The organism is Pseudomonas sp. YuFO20 (genome assembly GCF_035064975.1).
GTDB classification, from domain to species: Bacteria; Pseudomonadota; Gammaproteobacteria; order Pseudomonadales; family Pseudomonadaceae; genus Aquipseudomonas; species Aquipseudomonas putida_AE.
In genome coordinates this window covers 45,992-66,529 of the sequence record NZ_JAXDEO010000016.1, presented here as the reverse complement: position 1 = coordinate 66,529, position 20,538 = coordinate 45,992, and the positions used below count along the sequence as shown (strand labels likewise).

Annotated in this window: 16 protein-coding genes and 1 pseudogene; 5 read left to right on the top strand and 12 right to left on the bottom strand. The window is 60.8% G+C overall.

Annotation, left to right across the window (positions count from 1 at the left end; translation table 11 throughout):
- Window positions 1-132 precede the first annotated feature (132 nt).
- The 3 genes from SOP85_RS11250 to SOP85_RS11240 all read right to left on the bottom strand — a co-directional run bounded on the left by SOP85_RS11250 (window position 133) and on the right by SOP85_RS11240 (window position 4,877).
- Complete coding sequence (locus SOP85_RS11250; protein WP_274074328.1) at window positions 133-1,458, bottom strand: sigma-54-dependent transcriptional regulator; 1,326 nt, start codon at window positions 1,456-1,458, stop codon at window positions 133-135.
- Window positions 1,452-3,218, bottom strand: coding sequence for a sensor histidine kinase (locus tag SOP85_RS11245; RefSeq protein ID WP_323626979.1), 1,767 nt, complete (start codon window positions 3,216-3,218; stop codon window positions 1,452-1,454). Before SOP85_RS11245 ends, SOP85_RS11250 begins: the two co-directional genes overlap by 7 nt.
- A gap of 135 nt (window positions 3,219-3,353) precedes the next feature.
- Entirely contained in the window at window positions 3,354-4,877 is a 1,524-nt protein-coding gene (locus SOP85_RS11240) for a fumarate hydratase (protein WP_323626978.1), read from the bottom strand.
- A gap of 311 nt (window positions 4,878-5,188) precedes the next feature.
- On the opposite strand from SOP85_RS11240, the gene SOP85_RS11235 reads away from it, so the two are divergent.
- Together SOP85_RS11235 and SOP85_RS11230 are read left to right on the top strand one after the other, a co-directional pair.
- Entirely contained in the window at window positions 5,189-6,295 is a 1,107-nt protein-coding gene (locus SOP85_RS11235) for a GGDEF domain-containing protein (RefSeq protein ID WP_323626977.1), read from the top strand.
- Window positions 6,288-7,223, top strand: a complete 936-nt coding sequence (locus SOP85_RS11230) for an iron-sulfur-binding ferredoxin reductase (protein WP_323626976.1) — start codon at window positions 6,288-6,290, stop codon at window positions 7,221-7,223. Before SOP85_RS11235 ends, SOP85_RS11230 begins: the two co-directional genes overlap by 8 nt.
- Before the next feature lie 199 nt (window positions 7,224-7,422).
- Here SOP85_RS11230 and SOP85_RS11225 read toward each other — a convergent pair whose 3' ends face one another.
- Window positions 7,423-8,805 (bottom strand): hypothetical protein, encoded by a 1,383-nt coding sequence (locus SOP85_RS11225; protein WP_323626975.1) that lies wholly within the window; start codon window positions 8,803-8,805, stop codon window positions 7,423-7,425.
- Between the two features lie 238 nt (window positions 8,806-9,043).
- The gene (gene pyk / locus SOP85_RS11220; protein ID WP_274074334.1) at window positions 9,044-10,495 is read right to left on the bottom strand and encodes a pyruvate kinase; all 1,452 of its coding nucleotides are present in this window, start codon (window positions 10,493-10,495) and stop codon (window positions 9,044-9,046) included.
- Between the two features lie 172 nt (window positions 10,496-10,667).
- Here pyk and SOP85_RS11215 point away from each other — a divergent pair, with 172 nt between their 5' ends.
- A complete protein-coding gene (locus tag SOP85_RS11215; RefSeq protein ID WP_323626974.1) occupies window positions 10,668-11,042 on the top strand; it encodes a tetratricopeptide repeat protein in 375 nt (124 codons plus the stop codon).
- A gap of 241 nt (window positions 11,043-11,283) precedes the next feature.
- The gene (locus SOP85_RS11210; protein WP_274074336.1) at window positions 11,284-11,643 is read left to right on the top strand and encodes a PilZ domain-containing protein; all 360 of its coding nucleotides are present in this window, start codon (window positions 11,284-11,286) and stop codon (window positions 11,641-11,643) included.
- 40 nt (window positions 11,644-11,683) lie between these two features.
- Here SOP85_RS11210 and SOP85_RS11205 read toward each other — a convergent pair whose 3' ends face one another.
- From SOP85_RS11205 to SOP85_RS11180, 6 genes and pseudogenes are all read right to left on the bottom strand, one after another.
- Window positions 11,684-13,015, bottom strand: a complete 1,332-nt coding sequence (locus SOP85_RS11205) for a DUF58 domain-containing protein (protein ID WP_323626973.1) — start codon at window positions 13,013-13,015, stop codon at window positions 11,684-11,686.
- A complete protein-coding gene (locus SOP85_RS11200) occupies window positions 13,012-14,013 on the bottom strand; it encodes an AAA family ATPase (protein WP_323626972.1) in 1,002 nt (333 codons plus the stop codon). Before SOP85_RS11200 ends, SOP85_RS11205 begins: the two co-directional genes overlap by 4 nt.
- A pseudogene (locus SOP85_RS11195) lies at window positions 14,010-15,174 on the bottom strand (DUF4350 domain-containing protein). The gene SOP85_RS11200 and the pseudogene SOP85_RS11195 overlap by 4 nt, the downstream one beginning before the upstream one ends.
- Window positions 15,171-16,718 (bottom strand): DUF4129 domain-containing protein, encoded by a 1,548-nt coding sequence (locus tag SOP85_RS11190; RefSeq protein ID WP_323626971.1) that lies wholly within the window; start codon window positions 16,716-16,718, stop codon window positions 15,171-15,173. Before SOP85_RS11190 ends, SOP85_RS11195 begins: the two are co-directional and overlap by 4 nt.
- A complete protein-coding gene (locus SOP85_RS11185) occupies window positions 16,705-17,682 on the bottom strand; it encodes a stage II sporulation protein M (RefSeq protein WP_323626970.1) in 978 nt (325 codons plus the stop codon). Before SOP85_RS11185 ends, SOP85_RS11190 begins: the two co-directional genes overlap by 14 nt.
- Window positions 17,679-18,404, bottom strand: coding sequence for an RDD family protein (locus SOP85_RS11180; protein ID WP_323626969.1), 726 nt, complete (start codon window positions 18,402-18,404; stop codon window positions 17,679-17,681). Before SOP85_RS11180 ends, SOP85_RS11185 begins: the two co-directional genes overlap by 4 nt.
- Before the next feature lie 184 nt (window positions 18,405-18,588).
- Between SOP85_RS11180 and sbcB the strand changes: the two genes are divergently transcribed.
- The gene (gene sbcB, locus SOP85_RS11175) at window positions 18,589-20,019 is read left to right on the top strand and encodes an exodeoxyribonuclease I (protein WP_323626968.1); all 1,431 of its coding nucleotides are present in this window, start codon (window positions 18,589-18,591) and stop codon (window positions 20,017-20,019) included.
- A gap of 95 nt (window positions 20,020-20,114) precedes the next feature.
- Here sbcB and mvaT read toward each other — a convergent pair whose 3' ends face one another.
- Window positions 20,115-20,492, bottom strand: coding sequence for a histone-like nucleoid-structuring protein MvaT (gene mvaT / locus SOP85_RS11170; protein ID WP_008058684.1), 378 nt, complete (start codon window positions 20,490-20,492; stop codon window positions 20,115-20,117).
- Window positions 20,493-20,538: the final 46 nt, after the last annotated feature.

Below are 20,538 nucleotides of genomic sequence, written 5' to 3'. Positions count from 1 at the left end.
GCAGGTGTGTTGCCTGAACTGGCCTCTTCGCGGGCAAGCCCGCTCCCACAGTGGCGGGTGTCGTACACAAAATTCGCGACCGGCGCGGTCATTGTGGGAGCGGGCTTGCTCGCGAAGAGGCCTGCACAGTCACTACAAAAACATCTCCCGGCTCAATCCATGCCGCTGCATCTTTTCATTGAAAGTCCGGCGCGGCAGTTGCAGCTCTTCGAGCACCGCTTTCACATCGCCCTTGTGCCGGGTCAACGCTGCGCGCAGGCACTGCGCTTCAAACGCCTCCTGCTGCGCCGCCAGTGACTGCCCAGGCTCGATGCCCGCCGGCACGGGCTCGCCAAGCCCCAACACCTGGCGCTCGGCCACGTTCGCCAGCTCACGCACATTGCCCGGCCAGTCGTGACTCAGCAGATGACTCAACTGCGGCCCGCTCAACGGCGCAAAGGAGCGACCCAGGCGTTCGGCGGCACTCCGGGCAAAGGCCTCGTACAACAATGGAATATCTTCGCGGCGATCGCGCAACGGCGGCAGGCGCAGCTCGGCGACGTTCAAGCGGTAAGCCAGGTCCTCGCGAAAACGTCCGGCCCGCGCTTCCTCCAGCAAGTCCGGTTTGGTCGCGGCAATGATCCGCAGATCCACGCGAATGCTCTGGTTCGAACCCAATCGCTCGAGTTTTTGCTCCTGCAGCACCCGCAACAATTTCACCTGCTGCGCCAGGGGCATGCTTTCGATTTCATCGAGAAACAGCGTGCCGCCATCGGCGTATTCGAGCTTGCCGATGCGCTTGCCCTGGGCGCCGGTGAATGCGCCGCTTTCGTGGCCGAACAGCTCGGCCTCGAACAGTTGTTCGGGGATGGCCGCGCAGTTCAAAGCGACGAAGGGTTTGTCGGCGCGTGGGCCGAAGTCGTGCAGGCAACGGGCAACCAGCTCCTTGCCACTACCGGTTTCGCCGCGGATCAACACGTTGACCGGCAGCGCCGCCAGGTCGAGCACCTGCCGGCGCAAAGTCTGCAAGCCACGGGAGACGCCAAGCAAGGTGGCGTCAAGTTTGGCGCGGTTGTCGGCCTGTTCGTGCAGGGCACGGTTTTCCAGGACCAGCCGGCGCTTGTCCAGCGCCCGGCGCAAGCTGCCGAGCAGGGTTTCGGGGCTGAAGGGTTTTTCCAGGAAGTCGTAGGCGCCATCGCGCATCGCGTCGACAGCCATCGGCACGTCGCCGTGGCCCGTCAGCAGAATCACCGGCAAGTCGGCATCGCGGCGCTGTACTTCGGCCAGCAGTTCCAGGCCGCTCATGCCGGGCATGCGCACGTCGCTGAGAATCACCCCGGGAAAATGCCTGGGCAACTGCGCCAGGCACTCGTCGGCGCGGCTGAACAGCTGCACCTCGAAACCCGACAGGCTCAGCCATTGCTCGACGGCGCTGCGAATGCTGCTTTCGTCGTCGACCACCATCACTGAATTCAGCATGGGTCATGAGCCTCCGCGTCGATGGGCAGGGTGAGGGTGAACACCGCGCCGTTGTCGTGATTATCAGCGCTCAGGCGTCCGCCCGATTCGTGAACGATGGCGAAGGATACGGCCAGACCGATGCCCAGGCCATCACCCACCGGTTTGGTGGTGAAAAACGGGTCGAACACTTTCGCCAGGTTTTCCTCGGCGATGCCACTGCCGTTGTCGATGACGCTCAGGCGCCACAATTGTTCGTCGGCTTCGAGGCGGATTTCCAGGCGTTTGCAGGGTTTATCCTGCATCGCATCCAGGGCATTGCGCAGCAAGTTGATCAGTACCTGTTCCAGGCGAATCGCATCGCCCCGCACCCAGGCCGGGCGTGTCAGGTGCAGCACGGTGCTGACCTGTTCATCGCGCAGACGCGTGTCGAGCAGCTCAAGGGACTGGTCCACCACCGCTGCCAGGTCCAGGCGTTCGCGCAAGCCACTGGGGCTTTTGCGGGCAAAAGTCTTCAGGTGGCCGGTGAGGGCGGCCATGCGCGTGAGCATGTCATCCACCGGCTTGAGCGCCTTGTAGGCGTCGTCGACGCGACCGTGATCCAGTAACAGGCGCAAGGTCGCCAGCTGCATGCGCTGGGCGGTCAACGGCTGGTTGATCTCGTGGGCCAGCGCCGCTGACATCTGCCCGAGGGCCGCGAGCTTGGCCGATTGCACCAGGCCTTCCTGGGCGGTGCGCAGATCGCGGGTGCGCTCTTCTACCAGCTGTTCGAGTTCTTCGCGACTGCGTTGGCGCAGCTTGGCCAGGCGCCAGCGCTGGGTGAGAAACAGCAGCAAAAATACCAGCGTCAGCCAGATACCCGCCGCAGCGAGTGCGGCGTTGCGGCTGTCTTCGAAGGCAACCTGCGGGCGGCGCAGCAGGTGCAGGGTCCAGCCTTCGGCGGCCAGCGGCAGGGATTCCCATAGGTAATCGGCAGGGCCGTCGGGGCCATCGACCCGTGCCAGGTCGCTGTTCTCGTCGAAGCGGCGCAACGATTGGTATTGAAGCGGCGTCAGCGGCTGCTTGTCGTATTGGCGGGTGACCTTGAGTTCGGCGTGATCGCTGTCGCTCAGCGGTTTCAGGTACCGATAGCGCCAGCCCGACTGGTTGGCGATGAAGATAATCCCGCGGGCATCGCTGACCAGCAGGGTGTCGCTACCCTGGCGCCATTCGCGTTCCAGCTCGGGAAACTCCAGTTTCACCACCATGGCCCCGAGGAACTGGCCATCGTCGTTGGTTACGGCGCTGGAGAGGAAATAGCCAGGAATGCCACTGGTGACCCCAACGGCGTAAAAACGCCCGGTGCCCTGGGTGCGGGTCTGGCTGAAGTAGGGACGAAAACCGTAGTTGTGGCCGACGTAGCTGCTGGGCAAGCGCCAGTTGCTCGCCGCCACGGCCAGGCCCGTGCGATCCAGCAGCTCCAGGGTCGAGGATTCGGCGGCGCCGTTGATTTTTTCCAGTTTGCGGTTCAATTCCTGCGCCAGCTCGGGGCTCACCGGGCCTTTGAGTGCGTCGCGCAACTGCGGGTCGAGTGCCAGCACCGAGGGCAGGGCGCGGTAGCGTTCGATCAGGGTGTGCAGGGAAGTGGCGTAAAGCGCCAGTTGCTGATTGGCACGGGCTGCGTCATCGACCAATGACTGGCGCACCGTTTGACGAACGGCCAGGGTCGCGGCGAGGGCGGCGCCGGCGATGATCAACAGGGTATACAGCGCCAGGCGCAAAGGGCGAGAGGACTCAAACATGCTGGGCATTACACAGGTGTACGGAGGGGGCGCACCATAACATGCCCCTCTTCGGTATTCCCACGCCTTGTGCAGGTAATAAAAAAGGCGACAGGGGTTGAATCCCCTGTCGCCTTTTTCAGACAGCCGAAGCGCTTACTGCACTTCTACCGCCAGGCTTTCACTGATCTTTTGCTGCCAGATGGCAGGACCGGTGATGTGTACGGACTCGCCCTTGCTGTCGACCGCAACGGTCACCGGCATGTCTTTCACGTCGAACTCGTAGATCGCTTCCATGCCCAGTTCGGCGAAAGCGACAACGCGGGATTTCTTGATCGCTTGCGCCACCAGGTAAGCCGCGCCGCCCACTGCCATCAGGTAAACGGCCTTGTGGTCCTTGATCGCGTCGATAGCGGTAGGGCCGCGCTCGGATTTGCCGATCATGCCCAGCAGGCCGGTTTGCTCGAGGATCTGCCGGGTGAACTTGTCCATCCGCGTTGCGGTGGTCGGGCCAGCCGGGCCAACCACTTCTTCGCGCACCGGATCGACCGGGCCGACGTAATAGATGAAGCGACCCTTGAGGTCCACCGGCAGGGTGTCACCTTTGTTCAACATCTCGACCATGCGCTTGTGCGCCGCATCGCGACCGGTGAGCATCTTGCCGTTGAGCAGGACGGTTTCGCCCGGCTTCCAGCTCTGCACTTCTTCCGGGGTCAGGGTGTCGAGGTTGACGCGACGAGCCGACGGGCCGGCTTCCCAGACGATTTCCGGGTAGGCGTCCAGCGGTGGCGCTTCCAGCGAAGCCGGGCCGGAACCGTCGAGCACGAAGTGGGCGTGACGGGTGGCGGCGCAGTTCGGGATCATGCACACCGGCAACGAAGCGGCGTGGGTCGGGTAATCCATGATCTTCACGTCGAGCACGGTGGTCAGGCCACCGAGGCCCTGGGCGCCGATGCCCAGCTGGTTGACCTTCTCGAACAGCTCCAGGCGCATTTCTTCGATGCGGTTCTGCGGGCCACGGGCCTTCAGCTCGTGGATGTCGATGGATTCCATCAACACTTCTTTCGCCATGACAGCGGCTTTCTCGGCGGTACCGCCGATGCCGATGCCGAGCATGCCCGGTGGGCACCAGCCGGCGCCCATGGTCGGAACGGTCTTCAGGACCCAGTCGACGATCGAGTCGGACGGGTTGAGCATGGCCATTTTCGACTTGTTCTCGGAACCGCCGCCCTTGGCCGCCACGTCCACTTCCACGGTATTACCCGGAACGATGGAGTAGTGGATAACCGCCGGGGTGTTGTCCTTGGTGTTCTTGCGAGCGCCCGCCGGGTCGGCGAGGATCGAAGCACGCAGGACGTTTTCCGGCAGGTTGTAGGCGCGACGCACGCCTTCGTTGATCATGTCGTCCAGGCCCATGGTGGCGCCATCCCAACGCACGTCCATGCCCACGCGGACAAATACGGTGACGATGCCGGTGTCCTGGCAGATCGGGCGGTGGCCGGTGGCGCACATGCGCGAGTTGATCAGGATCTGCGCCATCGAATCACGGGCCGCTGGCGATTCTTCGCGCAGGTAGGCTTCGTGCATCGCCTGGATGAAATCCACGGGGTGGTAGTAGGAAATGAACTGCAGGGCGTCGGCAACGCTCTGAATCAGGTCGTCTTGCTTGATCACGGTCATGAGTCGCGCTCCTCTAAAAGACGGGAACATTCAATAAGGTGCTTGCAGCTTGGGTGCATCGGTCGGTTGCAAGCACCTTTCAAGGCACGCCGGGGCTGCTGGCGCGACGCTAAAAAGGCGCGGCAGTATAACGCGCCTTGCTGGCGGGTACACGCGCCGGTGGTCAAACCTTGGTCGCATGGTCGAACCCGATCCCCGAATCGGGTCAGCCCGAAAATTGAATGGTCATTTATCGGCCGCACCACTAAAGTGGTTATCGGTCTGTAGAGTAGGACGCTCTGTCAGTCTCCTTTCATAGGGTGAGTCAACGATTGACCCATAACGCCATCCAGCGCCTGTTACTCAAACGGTTTGCCCTCGCGGCCGGCACTTATGCCCTGGCTTTGTTGCTGCTGTGGCTGGCGTTTTTCACCGGCCATTACGATGAACCGCTGGCCAATGTCGCCGTTGGCAGCGCTCTGGTGGTCATCAGCCAGGCGGCGTTGTTCGCGGTGTTTTACAGCGGCTGCAACCTGCGTTTTTCCGACCCCAGCCTGACCGAGGCGCAGGTGCTGCTGGGGCTTGGCTGGCAAACCTGGCTGATTGCCAATCTGGATGAGGCCCGCGGCACGTTCCTGGTGTTCTACGTGCTGATTCTGCTGTTCGGGCTGTTTCATCTGTCGCGCCGTGCATTTGCGCGGTGCGCGCTGCTGGTGTTTTTCAGTTTCAGCGCGATCACCCTGTGGGAGGGTTACCACTTTCAGCTGGCCGACCCGGCGCTGGCGGTGGTGCAGGTGTGCGTGCTGTTTATCGTGCTGGTCTGGCTGGAAATGTACGCCCGCTACGTCCAGGCCTCGCGACTGCGCATGCGTCAGCGCCGCTTCGCCCTGCAGGCGCACCAGGACACGTTGCGCGGGATGATGCGTCAGCTCGAGGACCTGGTGGCCACCGACGAGTTGACCGGATTGTTCAATCGCCGGCATTTCCTGCGCCTGGCTTCGCGCGAACTCAAAGCCATGGACGCCGGCGTCGTGCATGGCCTGGCGCTGATCGACCTCGATCACTTCAAACGGATCAACGACATTTATGGCCATGCGGCTGGGGATCAGGTGCTGCAGGCGTTTGCCGGCGTGGCGTCGGCCTGCCTGCGCGACGGCGATGTCCTGGCACGCTATGGCGGAGAAGAGTTCGTGGTGTTGCTGCCCGATTGCGATGCCGAGCGCTTGACCGCCTGTTGCGAGCGGCTGCGCCTCGCCTTCATCGATGTCGAGTTGATCGGTTTGAAGGTCGGTAGTCTCAGCTTGTCCGCGGGCATGACCCTGCTGGACATGGGCGATGATCTTGACGAGGCCTTGCAGCGGGCGGATCAGGCGCTGTATCGCGCCAAGCGTGACGGCCGCAACCGGTGCGCGGCGGCGTGGGAAAACGTCGATGCCTGAATTACGCGTGGGCGATCGCCAATGGTCGGTGGCAACCGGCGCCAATCTGCTTGATGCCCTGAATCAGAACGGCGTACCGGTACCCTACAGCTGCCGCGCCGGCAGTTGTCATGCCTGCCTGGTGCAGTGCATGCAAGGATTACCGAGCGACAGCCGCCCCGATGCCCTGAGCGCAGAGCAGCGTCAGCAAGGCTGGCGCCTGGCCTGCCAGTGCCAGGTGATTGAAGATTTGCAAGTGCACACCTTCGACCCGCAAGAGGACGGCCGTCCGGCCGAGGTCGCTGCGGCTGATTGGTTGAGCAGTAGCGTTTTGCGCCTGCGCCTGACGCCACAACGCCCGTTGCGCTACAGCGCCGGGCAGCATCTGGTGTTGTGGGCGGGCAATGTGGCGCGGCCGTATTCCTTGGCCAGCCTGCCGGAAGAAGACCGTTTTCTGGAGTTTCACCTTGATTGTCGCCAACCCGGCGAATTCAGTGATGCCGCGCGTCAATTGAAGATTGGTGACCCGATCCGTCTCGGCGAATTGCGTGGCGGAGCCTTGCATTACGACCCGGACTGGCACGACCGACCGCTGTGGCTGATGGCGGCCGGCACCGGGTTGGGACCGTTGTTCGGCGTCTTGCGAGAAGCCTTGCGCCAGGATCATCGGGGCGCCATTCGGGTCATCCACCTGGCCCATGATGCCAACGAGCATTATCTGGCCAAACCTCTACAAGCCATGGCCGCCAGCCGTCCGAACCTCAGCATCGAGCTGTGGACACCGACCGAGTTGCTCGCGGCTTTGGCGCAACTGCGGCTTGTTTCGCGACAAACCCAGGCCTTGCTCTGCGGATCCCCCGACAGCGTCGATGCCTTTGCCCGGCGCCTGTACCTGGCTGGGCTGCCACGCAACCAACTGTTGGCCGACGTCTTCCTGCCCCGCGGTTGAGCGCTGATTTTTCAGATGCGAGACCCTCCATGCCCGATGCCATCCAGATTGAACGCGAACGCGGCCTGCTGACGCTACGACTGAACCGCCCTGACAAGCCTCTTCGCGGGCTTGCCCGCGATGAGGCCTACCCAGGCAACACATCTTCCGGATCAAAAATCAAAAAGCCCCGCCATTCACATGGCAGGGCTTTTGTTTTTCAGGGCATCAGTCCTTTTGCTACTGCGCGGATGACTACAGTTTCTTCTTTAAATTCCACCGCAAAAAAGGCCTTGTTGTCTTTAATGGCTGAAGAATACAAACCAATGTTTACCGCTTCTTTATAGTCAAGCCAGCCCACCCCGTTGTTATAGTCCTTGTCATGAACGCCGTTGTAAAAGAAACGCGAGATAGCGTAACGACTTTCATTACGGGATTTTTCTAAAAGTCCGGTAGTCACGAAGCTTCCGTCAGGCAGGAAGTCAGCAGTGTACCAATACGTACTGGATGAATTTATGTTCATGAATACCGGTTTTCCACCGTTGAACTGGATATTGTTCGAGCCGTCAGCTTCCAGACTCATTAAAAATCCGGAGATCGCAGTGTCGTGTCTTGAATGCCTTGAACCTGTGCACAGAATGCGATTGTTGGGTTGTTTTACTATACTGGCAAGCTCCTGGTAATAGAGTGGGTCTTCATCTTCCATAACCAGAAATCCGTCTCGTTGAAAGGATTTATCCAGTTTGCCGTCTCTGCTGTGTTTTACTAGAACAACTGCTTCAGGGGGATTGGAGTAACCTGTTTTGGCGTGGCCGGCACTGATGTAGTTGCCCGCATCGTCGACGATCAGGCTAATCAGTTGCAAGAAGTTAAACATGTCATGTCTGACACGAGCAAAACCCGATTCATTGAATGAAACGTCAAGTTCCCCGCTTGGAGTCAAGCAGATGATCCAGGCATCAATCGAGGCGAAGGTGCCAGATTCATGAAGCAATATGATGCGATCGTCGGTAATTGGCGAAGCTTCGCGCGCGTAGGGCGCAAGCTTGTTCAGAGAATCGGATGAAACACATCTTGATTTTTCGATTTCCAGACATTTTTCGTTGTACGCGGATACGGCGTGTAAATCAGCAGTCGTGTTGGGAGCCGGGATAATGACTTTTCCTTCTTTGCCAAATTCTTTATCAATGGTGCCATTGGGAAGAAAACGAACGGCGGCCTTATCCCGCGCACTCACGCCGCCTACACGGTAAAACAGCGTTCCCGTCAGCAGAATTCTGCCATTCACAAATGCAATCTGTTCGGCGTAGAAGCTGGAGTTAGCGGATCCGTAAAAAAAATCGTAGAAGAAACCCTGTTTGCCAAAGCTGGTGTCGACAGAGCCAGCTTCATTCAGGCGTGTCAGCGCGAAGAGCATTCCGTTGACATCATCATATAGAACTCCCGCGATGTAGATCATATCGTCAGGACCTACAGCGACAACCCGTGAGGACCAGTTTGGGAAATCGGGGTTTGGTGAACGGAGGACGGCCAAGCCGTTTTCACCAAAAATGGGGTCCAGTTCGCCTGATAGAGTCGAAGCATGTATTTTTTCCGTGGTCATTGCACTTTCCCTTGATGTAATGGGCGAGTGCGTTTGCACTCGCATCCTCTGCCCGTTCCGCAAAAACAGTACGGTGCTGCTGCTCTCTATGAGACGGGGGCGGGGGGAAATGAACAACTGTCAGAGTTGACAGGTTTGTCGATTATTTTGAGATAAAAAAACTTTCTGATGGCGAAGTTTCAGGCAAAAAAAAGCCCCGCCATTCACATGGCAGGGCTTTTGGTTTTCAGCGTGTCACTCAGACCATTGGATCGCCAACGTGCAGGATCTTCATGCCATTGGTGCCGCCGGTGGTGTGGTAACTGTCGCCCTTGGTCAGGATGACCCAGTCGCCTTTCTGTACGACGCCGCGCTTGACCAGCTCGTCGATCGCCTTCTGGCTGACTTCGTTCGGCGCCAGCGAAGCCGGGTCGAACGGGATGGTGTACACGCCACGGAACATCGCCGCGCGGGCCTGGGCTTCGCGGTGTGGGGTGAACGCGTAGATCGGCACCGAGGAACGGATACGCGACATGATCAGCGGGGTGTAGCCACTTTCGGTCAGGGCGATGATCGCTTTGACGCCCGGGAAGTGGTTGGCGGTGTACATGGTCGCCAGCGCAATGCTCTCGTCGCAGCGGGTAAATTCCTTGCCGATGCGGTGGCTGGAGGTCTTGCTGGTCGGGTGCTTTTCAGCGCCGACGCAGATGCGCGCCATCGCCTGCACGGCTTCCAGCGGGTACAGGCCGGCAGCACTTTCGGCCGAGAGCATCACGGCGTCGGTGTAGTCGAGCACGGCGTTGGCTACGTCCGACACTTCGGCGCGGGTCGGCATCGGGTTCTGGATCATCGACTCCATCATCTGGGTCGCCACGATAACGGCCTTGTTGTGGCGGCGTGCGTGCAGAATGATCTTCTTCTGGATGCCCACCAGCTCGGCGTCGCCGATTTCCACACCGAGGTCGCCACGGGCCACCATCACGGCGTCGGACGCCTTGATCAGGCCGTCGAGGGTTTCGTCATCGGCCACGGCTTCGGCGCGTTCGATCTTCGCTACCAGCCAGGCAGTGCCGCCGGCTTCGTCGCGCAGTTGACGGGCGTATTCCATGTCCGCGGCGTCACGCGGGAAGGACACCGCGAGGTAGTCGACTTCCATTTCCGCGGCGAGCTTGATGTCAGCCTTGTCTTTTTCAGTCAGGGCCGGAGCGGTCAGGCCGCCACCGCGACGGTTGATGCCCTTGTGGTCGGACAGCGGGCCGCCGATGGTCACGGTGCAGTTCAGTTCGGTGCCTGTGGCGGTGTCGACGCGCATCACTACGCGACCGTCGTCGAGCAACAGTTCGTCGCCCACGCCGCAGTCCTTGACCAGGTCCGGGTAGTCGATGCCGACCACTTGCTGGTTGCCTTCGGTCAGGGGATGGCTGGTGGAGAAGGTGAATTGATCACCGATCTTCAGCTCGATCTTCTTGTTGGCGAATTTGGCGATACGGATTTTCGGGCCTTGCAGGTCACCCAGCAGGGCAACGAAGCGGCCGTGCTTGGCTGCCAGGTCACGCACCAGCTTCGCGCGAGCCTTGTGCTCATCGGGGGTGCCATGGGAGAAGTTCAGGCGGGCGACGTCCAGGCCAGCCAGGATCAGTTGTTCGAGGACTTCCGGCGAGTTACTGGCCGGGCCAAGGGTGGCGACGATTTTGGTACGACGGACGGACATGCAAAGACTCCTGAGTTCAAGCGCTGAGTGAGGCTACTATGCTCTTGGGGTGTAGTCATTGTTCATGTGCACTACTTATTCGTTTGTTTATTGAACCGAACACTTTTGCTGACCGCTCGCCTGAAGATTTTCGCCCATGGGTCGATACAGAGCTCAAGTCAGGAGAACTCCCATGCGATTCGTGCTCATAACCGTCCTTGCCCTCAGTGTCGTGGGCTGCACCCGTTGGTCGATGAACCATCATTTGAACCTTGCCTACAGCGCTTATGACCGGGGCAATTGCGAGCAGGTGACGCTCGAGCTGTCCAAGGTCGAACGCGCCAGCCGCGCGCGGCCTTATGTGTGGCCGGAAGTGTCGATGCTGCGCGGTCTGTGCCTGGAACGGCAGAAGCTGTTTGTCGATGCGGCGCAAACCTACCAGTTCATCATCGCGTCGTACCCGCAAAGCGAATACGCCTACCGCGCCCAGGCGCGCCTGGAAACCTTGCAGGCGCTGGGTCACTATCCGCTGCGCAGTGCGGCGGCGGTGCGTCCTACCCGCTTCTGATTACGTTACCCATTCAGCGCTGGCTCAGCGACGACGGTGAGCTATAGTCGAATAAAGCGGTTTGAAAGCCTTGCCTTCAAACCGACGTAACACCCGTGATCGGCAGGAGTAAGCGGCAGCGGTTCATGGACTGTCGCACCAGGAGCGGGGAGAGCGCGCCCATGTCTGATTCAACCGCAGGCAGGCCCGTTCCGAAGCATTAGTGCGGCCCTGCTTAAGGGCCTTGCTGGGCGAATTGCGCATGTTCACTGACCGCCGTATCGAGCGGCATCAACTGCCGTATTTTCTGAGAGTGTTCAACAGCGTCACCGACAAGCCGATCGGCTTTCTGGGCAACGTCTCCGCAGACGGGCTGATGCTCGTCAGTCAGTTGCCGATGATGATCGGTGCCGATTTCGGTTTGCGCCTGAAAATCCCCGCGAGCGACGGGGGTATGCAGGTCATCGATTTGCAGGCGTGTTGCCTGTGGTGCCACGAGGACGCAACGCCCCACCATTACGACGCCGGGTTCAGCCTGCAACGGGCACCGCCGGAGTATGGGCAGTTGGTGCAGGCATTGAAGCGATACTTCAGTTTTCAGCCGTTGCCGGCTTCGGCCTGATACAGCAAATATTTTGCTGTGTTCTGGAACAGGGAGACCTCTAAATCATTCCTGCTTTTTTCCAGTTCAGGTAACGCGTGACCAATGCTGGCCCCAACGCCTCGGGTTGCATGTCCACTACCTGTACTCCATGGGCGTTCAAACGCTCATGGAGTGCTGCGCGTGAATTCAGGTATTCAACGGTCCCGCAATAGCTCAGCGCCTCCGACAAGGTTTGCACCGGCAACAGGCGTGTAGTCTCGAGGACACTTTCCCGCAAGCTGGCGACCAGCACCTGATGCTGTTTGCTCAATCGCTTGACGGCCGTCAGCAGTTCTTCATCGTCTTCATCGCGCAGGTTGGTCATCAGCAGCACCAGCGCCCGGCGTTTCTGCCGAGCCAGTAGCTGGGTGGCAGCCGCTTGATAATCGGCGTTGTGTTGGGTGCTGTTCAGGTCGTAGACCGTGTTGAGCAGCACGTTGAGCTGGCCAGCGCCTTTCACCGGGGCGAGGTGGCGCGGGTGATCGCTGGCAAAGGTGCTGAGGCCCACTGCATCCCCCTGACGCAGCGCGACGTAGCTCAGCAACAGGCAGGCGTTGAGCGCGTGATCGAAATGCGCCAGCTCACCGTCCTGGCTGCGCATGCGACGACCGCAATCGAGCATGAAGATGATCTGTTGATCACGCTCGTCCTGGTACTCCCGGGCAATCGGTGTGCGTTGGCGCGCGGTGGCCTTCCAGTCGATCTGGCGAAGGCTGTCGCCTTCGCGAAATTCCCGTAGCTGATGAAACTCCAGGCCCAGGCCACGTCGTTGGCGCTGGCGCACGCCGAGTTGGCTGAGCCAGTTGTCCACCGCCAGCAGTTGGCCGCCGTAGAGTCGGGCGAAGTCCGGGTAGACGCGGGTGCTGTCCGTCACGTGCAGCAGGCGCTTGCCGGACCACAGGCCCAGCGGGCTCGGCAGGTTGATTTCGCAGTGATCGAAGGTGAAGTGACCGCGCTTGAGGGGTCGCAGGCGATAGCCGACGTGGCTGTGCTGGCCGGGTTGCAGTTCGACCGACAGGGGCAGGTTCTCGAAGCTCAGGCCATCGGGTACGTGGTCATGGATCTGGATGTTCAGTGGCAGGGCAAAGTCGTGCTCGACTTGCAGCCGTACTTCGCTCCAGCGGCCGAGGGCCAGGCTGCCGGGCATTTGTCGTTGTACGCGGGGTGAGGGCAGGCGTTGCAGGCGGATCGCGTCGATTATGGCCAGGGCCAGTAGCGCCAGCAGCAAGCCCCAGTTGATCGAGAACAGCGTTGGGGGAACAGCCATGTCCAGCGCCCGCAATGTGCCCGGCACGATGCCGATGACCAGCAGGATCGCGAGCCAGATCAGCAGCAGGCGCGAAGGTTTCACAGCCGTGGCGCCGGTACTTGATCGAGCAGTTGCTGCAGCACGTGATCGACGTCCAGCCCTTCGATATCCAGCTCCGGCGCGATGCGCACGCGATGGCGCAACACCGCCAGAGCGCAGCCTTTTATGTCATCTGGTATCACGAACTCGCCGCCGCGCAACAAGGCTCGTGCCCGTGCGCAGCGTACCAGCGCGATGGACGCACGAGGCCCGGCGCCGAGGGTCAGGCCGGGCCAGCTGCGGGTGGTGCGGGCCAGGCGCACGGCGTAATCGAGGACTTGTTCGTCCAACGGCAAATGACTGGTTATGCGTTGCAGGACCAGCACGTCCTTGGCTTGCAGCACGGTGCGCAGCGGTTGCACATCGAGCATGTCGGCACGGGTAGAGCGGCTGACCTGACGCACCATGTCCAGCTCCTGCTCGGCGTCGGGGTAGTCCATGCGCACCTTGAGCATGAAGCGATCGAGTTCGGCTTCCGGCAGCGGGTAAGTGCCTTCCTGTTCGATGGGGTTTTGCGTGGCGAGCACCATGAACGGCTGAGCGATCGGCAGGGCGCGGCCTTCGAGGGTGACCTGGCGTTCCTGCATGGCTTCGAGCAGCGCTGCCTGGGTTTTTGCCGGGGCGCGGTTGATCTCGTCGGCCAGCAACAGGTTGGTGAACAACGGACCTTTGCGCAGTTTGAATTGCTCGGTCTGCAAATCATACACCGCATGCCCGGTGACATCGCTGGGCATCAGGTCCGGGGTGAACTGGATACGCGCGAACTCGCCGCCGAAACAGCGGGCCAGCGCCCTGACCAGCAACGTCTTGCCCAGGCCCGGCACGCCTTCGAGCAATACGTGGCCGCCGGCAAGCAGGGCGGTCAGCACGTCGTCGATGACAGTGTCCTGTCCGATCACGGCTTTTTGCAATTCATGGCGCACGGCCTGGGCCAGCTGGCTGGCGCGCTGGCGTTGCGCAGTGGCGTGGTTGATTGCATCGGGCTCGGTCGGTTGACTCATAACGCATTCCTCAAAATTTGCAGACGGGCGACCTGGCGGCCTGAATTCAGCACTGGAAAGCCGCTGCTTCGGCCGCGGGCTCATGGCTTGGCTGACGGTGCTCTCGGGTTGCCCGCCCAGGCGGGCGAGCACCCGCCATTGTTCGGTGGCATCGAGTCGTTCGTAGCCAGGATGGCGATGTCTCACACGGCACAGTATGTCTTGCCGCAAGGCTTGCAGCAGGCTGTCCTGGCCATTGTGGCGCAACATGAAATCGGCGCTGGCGCGCAGATGTTCCTGCCATTGGTGCCGGGCTTTCGGTTGTGGTTGCTGCAGAGGGCCCTGGCGCACGCCGAAGTGCCAGAAAGCCAGTCCGACCAGGGCGATCAAGGCGACCAGCGCCTGGGGGAAATGGCGCAGCAGCAATGTCGGCAGGCTGTCGTGTTCTGTGTTGAACAGCAGGGTCACAGCGGTATCGACAGTCAGGTACCAGAGCAGCCAGGCATTGTCGTATTGATCGATCGCCGGGGTTTTCCACAGATCGGCGTCGGTCACCACGATGATCGAACCGAGTCCGTGGTTCAGCTGCATCATATGGGTGGCCTTGCCACTGTTGGCCCAGGCCTGGGCGAGGTTCTTCGGATCTTCGAGATGGAACGCGGTATCGAAGCCGGCGTAGGCCGGTGCGTCCTCATTTTCCAGATAGAGTTTGGTCAATTGCGCGAAGGGGTCGCCAGGCGTACCGGGTGGCGGGTCCTTGAGGTCTTTGCTCAGCGATTGCTGCAGTTGCACCCGATCAAGCAACAGGTCATTGCTTTGCCCGGTCTGTTCATCCCATAACGACTGTGCAACGAACAGCAGGCGCCCGCCAGCCCGGGTCCAGTCCAGCACCTGATCGATCTGCCTGGGCGTCATGTTGTAGCGGTCACCGAGCAACAACAGGCTGTGATGCTTTGGCGTGAGGCTCGGCAGGATATCGAGGCTGTTGGCATGGCTGACACTCAAGCCCTGTTTGCGCAGGAAATGCTCGGCGGCCAGGTAGGGATTAGCCAGGGCCTCCGGCGCCGGGCCGTGGTCGATTTCGACCGGGTAGGGCGTTGCCTTCAGGTACAGATAAATCGTCAGCGCGCCCAGCAGCACAGCGCTCAGCGCGCCGATGATCGGCCAGGTGCGCCGATTCAACGGGCGGCTCCCGGGCCAAATACACCACGCCAGGCGTCACACAGTTGGCGCTGCGCATGGGCGGGCGGCAGTTGGTGCCCATAGGCCATGTTTTGCCAGTGCGCGGTCAGGTCTTTGCTGAAGGCCAACAGGTCCGGTTGCTGCAGTTGCTCGATGCGTTCCAGGACCTGGCCTTCGGTGTCGGCGGCTTTGAGCGGGAGGTCGAAGTCGTGCAACAAGCGGCTGAGCAGGGCGCGATAAAGCAAGCCAAGGGCTGCGCGCGGGTTGCTCTGCCAGAGGTTTTCGGCACTGGCCGCGATGTCGGGCGGGAGGGTTTCGCGGTCAAGGTCCAGGCCGAAGGCCTGCGCAGGAAGCGCGCGTGGGGCTTTTTCGACGGGGCGCGGGCGTCGGCTGACGAACGCCTGCAACCACTCTCGGTAGTGCCAGATCAGTACCCCGATAGCGCTGAGCAGCACGGCCCACAGCGTGACTTCGATCAGCGTGGCCAAGGCGCCGAAGTGCTGCTGGTCAAACATCTGCAGCAGCCTCTTTAGCCATTGAGGCATGTTGTCGTCGTCCGCGCTTTCGTCGCCGGCCTGGTTTTCGCCGAATCGATAGCGGGTGACGGTTTCCCGGTTCTTGAATGGTGGCTGATCGAGGATCGCCTTGATGCTGTCCCGGGACGCCTGGCTGGTCAGGGATTGCTCCAGCAGGCGCGGGCTGTCTGGCGCCGCCGGGGCCTGTTCGACCGCCAGGACAGTGGGTGCGATGGGCAACAGCAAGGACACTGCCAGCAACAGGGCAAGGGTTGTGCCGCTCAAACGCTGGGACAGTCGGCGAAACACCAGCTCGATATCCCAGGCCTCGAGCGCGGTGCGCCGGTTCAGATACAGGCTGAAGCCTGCGGCCACGTAGACCGGTTCCCACACCACCAGCACCAGGGCGTAGAACCCGTTGGACAGGTGTTCCAGCCAGTGCCAATCCTGCGTCGCGGCGCTGATCAGCGACTGCCAGCTCCAGTCGAGTGCGACCTGTGGTGGCAGCAGCAGGTAGAACAGCACCATCAAGCCAATCCATAACGCGCTTTCCAGGAGCACACCGATCACGGTCAGCCAGCGTGCCGCGCCGGCGTCGCGCTGCAACAACACTTGCAATCGCTGCTGGCGTGCCTCTGCGCCCAGGCCTTCGAGCTGCAACACGGGCAGCAGGAAGCTGCGGCTCAGGCTCAGGCGGCGCCAGGTCAGGCTGGCCAGCAGTTGCGGCTTGAGCAACCGTGGCCATTGGTAAAGTGCCTGTTTGAGGGTGGGCGTTTCGCCAAAGATGGCTTTGGAGAGGATGTACAGCGGCAAGCGTTCGAAGGCCGGCTTCAGCCACCAGAAGATGAACACGGCGAGTGTCGGCGAATCCCACAGCAACCATGTCAGCAAGGCGAAAACCGGCAAGGTGACAATCGCCCAACTGGTCATCAGCAGGCGTCGGTGGCGCTGGCTCAGCAGCACGCCGAGGTCCATGGCTTCGAAGGTGGGTCTGGGACGAATGACCACGGTGGTGTCACTCAGGCGCATGGCGGGTCCTTCCGGCGAATAACAGGTAAACCGCCACCAGCACCCAGAGGGCCGCACCGACCAGATATTTGGTCAGGGGCGCCGGGGCCGTCATCGACGACCAGTAGGCTTCGATAAATGCCGCAATCAGTAGAAACAGCATCACGCCGCAAATCAGCAGCACGCTTTTGCGGGCGGCCAGGCGCAAGGCTTCGCCACGAGGCAGGGGGCCCGGTGCGATCAACGCCCAGCCCAGTTGCAGGCCGGCGGCACCCGCCAGGGCAATGGCCGTCAGTTCAAAGGCACCGTGCCCCACCACGAATGACCAGAAGGTTTGGCCATAGCCAATATGCGTCAGGTGCCCGGCCACCGCGCCGATCATCAAGCCGTTGAAGACCAGGAAAAACGCGCTGCCCAGGCCAAACAGCAAGCCGCTGGCGAACGTCTGAAAGGCGATCCCGATGTTGTGCATGATGTAGTAGCCGAACATCGCCCAGTCTTCACTGGCCGCCCGCTCCATCGAGCGCCCCAAGTGACCGGCCTCGGGGTCGTACATGCTTTGCATGTCGCTGACCTGGTCGGCCGGTATCAGGTTATAGACCAGGTCCGGAAACAGATACACCAGCCCTGCAAACGCAATCAGGCTACCGAAAAACAGCAGGCTGGCGGCGAGCACGAAGCGCCATTGTTCGCGTACCAGCCGCGGGAAGCCGGCCAGGATGAAACCCAGCGCATTGTTTCCGAGCTGGCTGCGATGCCGATACAGTTGTTGATGTCCGCGCAACACCTGTTGCTGCAACGAGTCGATCAGGAAGCTGCTGTAACCACGCTCGCGGGCCAGCGCCAGGTGATGGCACATGCGCCGATAATCGGCTGGAAATTGAACGGCCCCATCGGCTTTCCTGCCACGCTCCAGCCTGTCCAGCATGAGGGAAAACTGCTCCCATTCGGCCATGTGCCGATGTTCGAAAAGGCTTTGTTTCATGCCGGACCCAACAAGCCGTGGGCGATGCCGTTGAGTTCGGCGACGGCCCGGGGTGGCGTAACCTGCAAGGGGCGCGCGAGGATCGTTGCCAACTCGTTGACCCGGGCGTCGGACAGTCCGGCCTGGCGTTCGGCGAACCCGAGGATGGCGCGTTGCTCGGACAGTGTCAGGGCAAAGGGCGGGCGACGGGGTTGCGCGGGGGGCAGTTGCGGGCGGGTGAGCAGTTGTTCGCGGTAGATCACCAGTGTACCGGCGGCCAGGTCACCGAGGCGCTTGAAGTTGGGGTGTTGCAGGCAACTGATGGCGCCGAGGAAGTAGCCGAACGGCAACATGTCGACAAATCGCAGCAGGTTACGCAACAGTGACGCGGACCAGCCAACAGGCGTGCCATCGTCCTGGATGACGCGCAAGCCCATCCATTGTTTGCCCGGCGAACAGCCCTGGTTGAAGACTTCGAACAGCACCATGTACCACCAGCTCACGCCGAACAGCAGGAGCGAAACCAGGCCGGCACCGAGTTTTCCGAGCATCGCCAGGACGATGAACAACAGGCCCAGGATCAACCCGCGCAAGACCAGGTCGATGGAAAATGCCAGGGCGCGCACCATCAACCCGGCCGGGCGCAGTGGCAAGTCGATGCCTTCGGGCGTTTCGACCTGATACCGCGTGTCCAGTGGCGGGGGCAGCGTTGCTTTCCGTGGCAGTGCTGTGACGTCGAGCATGGGCAACCTGATGGTGTGGCCTGATCGGTTTGTCTCTGTACCGGATGCTAGCAGCCTCGCCGGTCAAAACGACATAACTATGTATTGCACATTGAGTAACCGGGGATGATTGAATGGCAGGATTGCTGGCCGGAGCGGGACGGGAACGCCTAGACTTGGCCAATCTTCAGTTCAGGAATAGCCCGTGACTTCCATCTTCTGGTACGACTACGAAACGACGGGCATCAATCCCCGTTGCGACCGCCCGCTGCAAATGGCGGGGCTGCGTACTGACTTCGACCTCAATGAAATCGACGAGCCGGTCAACCTCTTCTGCCGGCCCAGCGACGACATCCTGCCGCATCCCGCGGCTTGCGCAATTACTGGCATCACGCCCACCCAACTGGCCGAGCACGGGTTGAGCGAAGCCGACTTCATGACCCGGGTCCATGCCCAACTGGCCGCGCCAGGTACGTGCGGCGCGGGCTACAACACGTTGCGCTTCGACGATGAGATGACCCGCTACAGCCTGTACCGAAATTTTTTCGACCCTTATGCGCGGGAATGGCAGGGCGGTAACAGCCGCTGGGACCTGATCGACGTCGTGCGCGCGGCCTATGCCTTGCGCCCCGATGGCCTTGTCTGGCCGACGGACGCTGAGGGGCGGGTGACGCTCAAGCTTGAGCGCCTGACCGCCGCCAACGGCATCGATCATGGCAATGCCCACGAAGCACTGTCGGACGTTCGCGCCACGATCGCCCTGGCGCGGCTGATCCGGGAAAAACAGCCGAAATTGTATGAGTGGTTATTTCAACTTCGCAGCAAGCAAAAGGTATTGGACCAGGTACGGCTGCTGCAGCCCATGGTGCATGTGTCGGGACGCTTTTCTGCGGCGCGCAACTATGTCGGCGTGGTGTTGCCCCTGGCCTGGCACCCGCGCAACAAGAACGCACTGATCGTCTGCGACCTGCACCTCGACCCGCAGGGCTTGCTCGATCTCGATGCCGAAACCTTGCGTCAGCGCTTGTATACCCGTCACGAAGAGCTGGCAGAGGGGGAGTTGCCAGTACCGCTCAAGCTTATCCACGTCAATAAATGCCCCGTGGTGGCGCCTTTATCGGTACTTCGTCCGGAAGATCAGCTGCGCCTGGGAATGGATGTTGCGCTTTACCAGGCACGAGCACTGCGACTAAGTGACGCGCAGCAAGATTGGCAAGCTAAAGTTCTGGCGATTTATGCCCGTGAAGATTTCTCCTTGAGCGAGGATCCGGAACAACAGTTATACGACGGATTTATCGGCGACCGTGATCGGCGTCTCTGCGAGCAAGTCAGAACAGTCGATCCGCTGCAATTGGCACAACAGCAATGGCCTTTCGATGATGAACGTTTGCCCGAGCTGTTGTTTCGATATCGAGCACGTAACTTTCCCGATACCTTGAGTCTCGATGAGCAGGAACGCTGGCGAATATTCTGCCAGAAACGTTTGTCAGTGCCTGAATACGGCGCGCCCAATACGCTGGATAGTTTCGTAGAGGCCGCAGCCCAACAGGCCCTTACAGCGACATCGATGCAGCAGGCGGTGCTCAATGATTGGCAGGACTATGTTCAGGTTTTACGCAAACGTTTGAATCTTTGAAATCGAAAATGTCCAAGGGTTAAATTCCGGGCATAAAAAACGCCAGCGCAGGCTGGCGTTTTTTTTCGCAATCGATTCGCGGCAAGCGCGCAGGATCAGCCCAGCAGGGTAGCCCAGCCTTCAACCACGTCGCCGCCCCACTTGGCTTTCCACTCTTTCAGAGTCTTGTGGTTGCCACCTTTGGTTTCGATGACTTCGCCGTTGTGCGGGTTTTTGTATTGTTTAACTTTGCGAGCACGCTTGGTGCCGGTAGTTTTTACTGCGCCGCCACGTGGGGCTTTGGTTTTGGCTTCTGGATCCAGCAGCGCGATGATGTCGCGCAGGGACTTGGAATATTCGCCCATCAGGGTGCGCAGTTTGCCTTCGAATTCCAGCTCGGTCTGCAGTTTGTCGTCTTGGGACAGGTTCTTCAAACGGGCTTGCAGCTCTTTGATAGCTTCTTCGGTGGCACGGTATTCGTTGATCAAGGACATGATTACTACCTTATGTAGAACGCTGGATGGCAGGTGACAGTGCGGC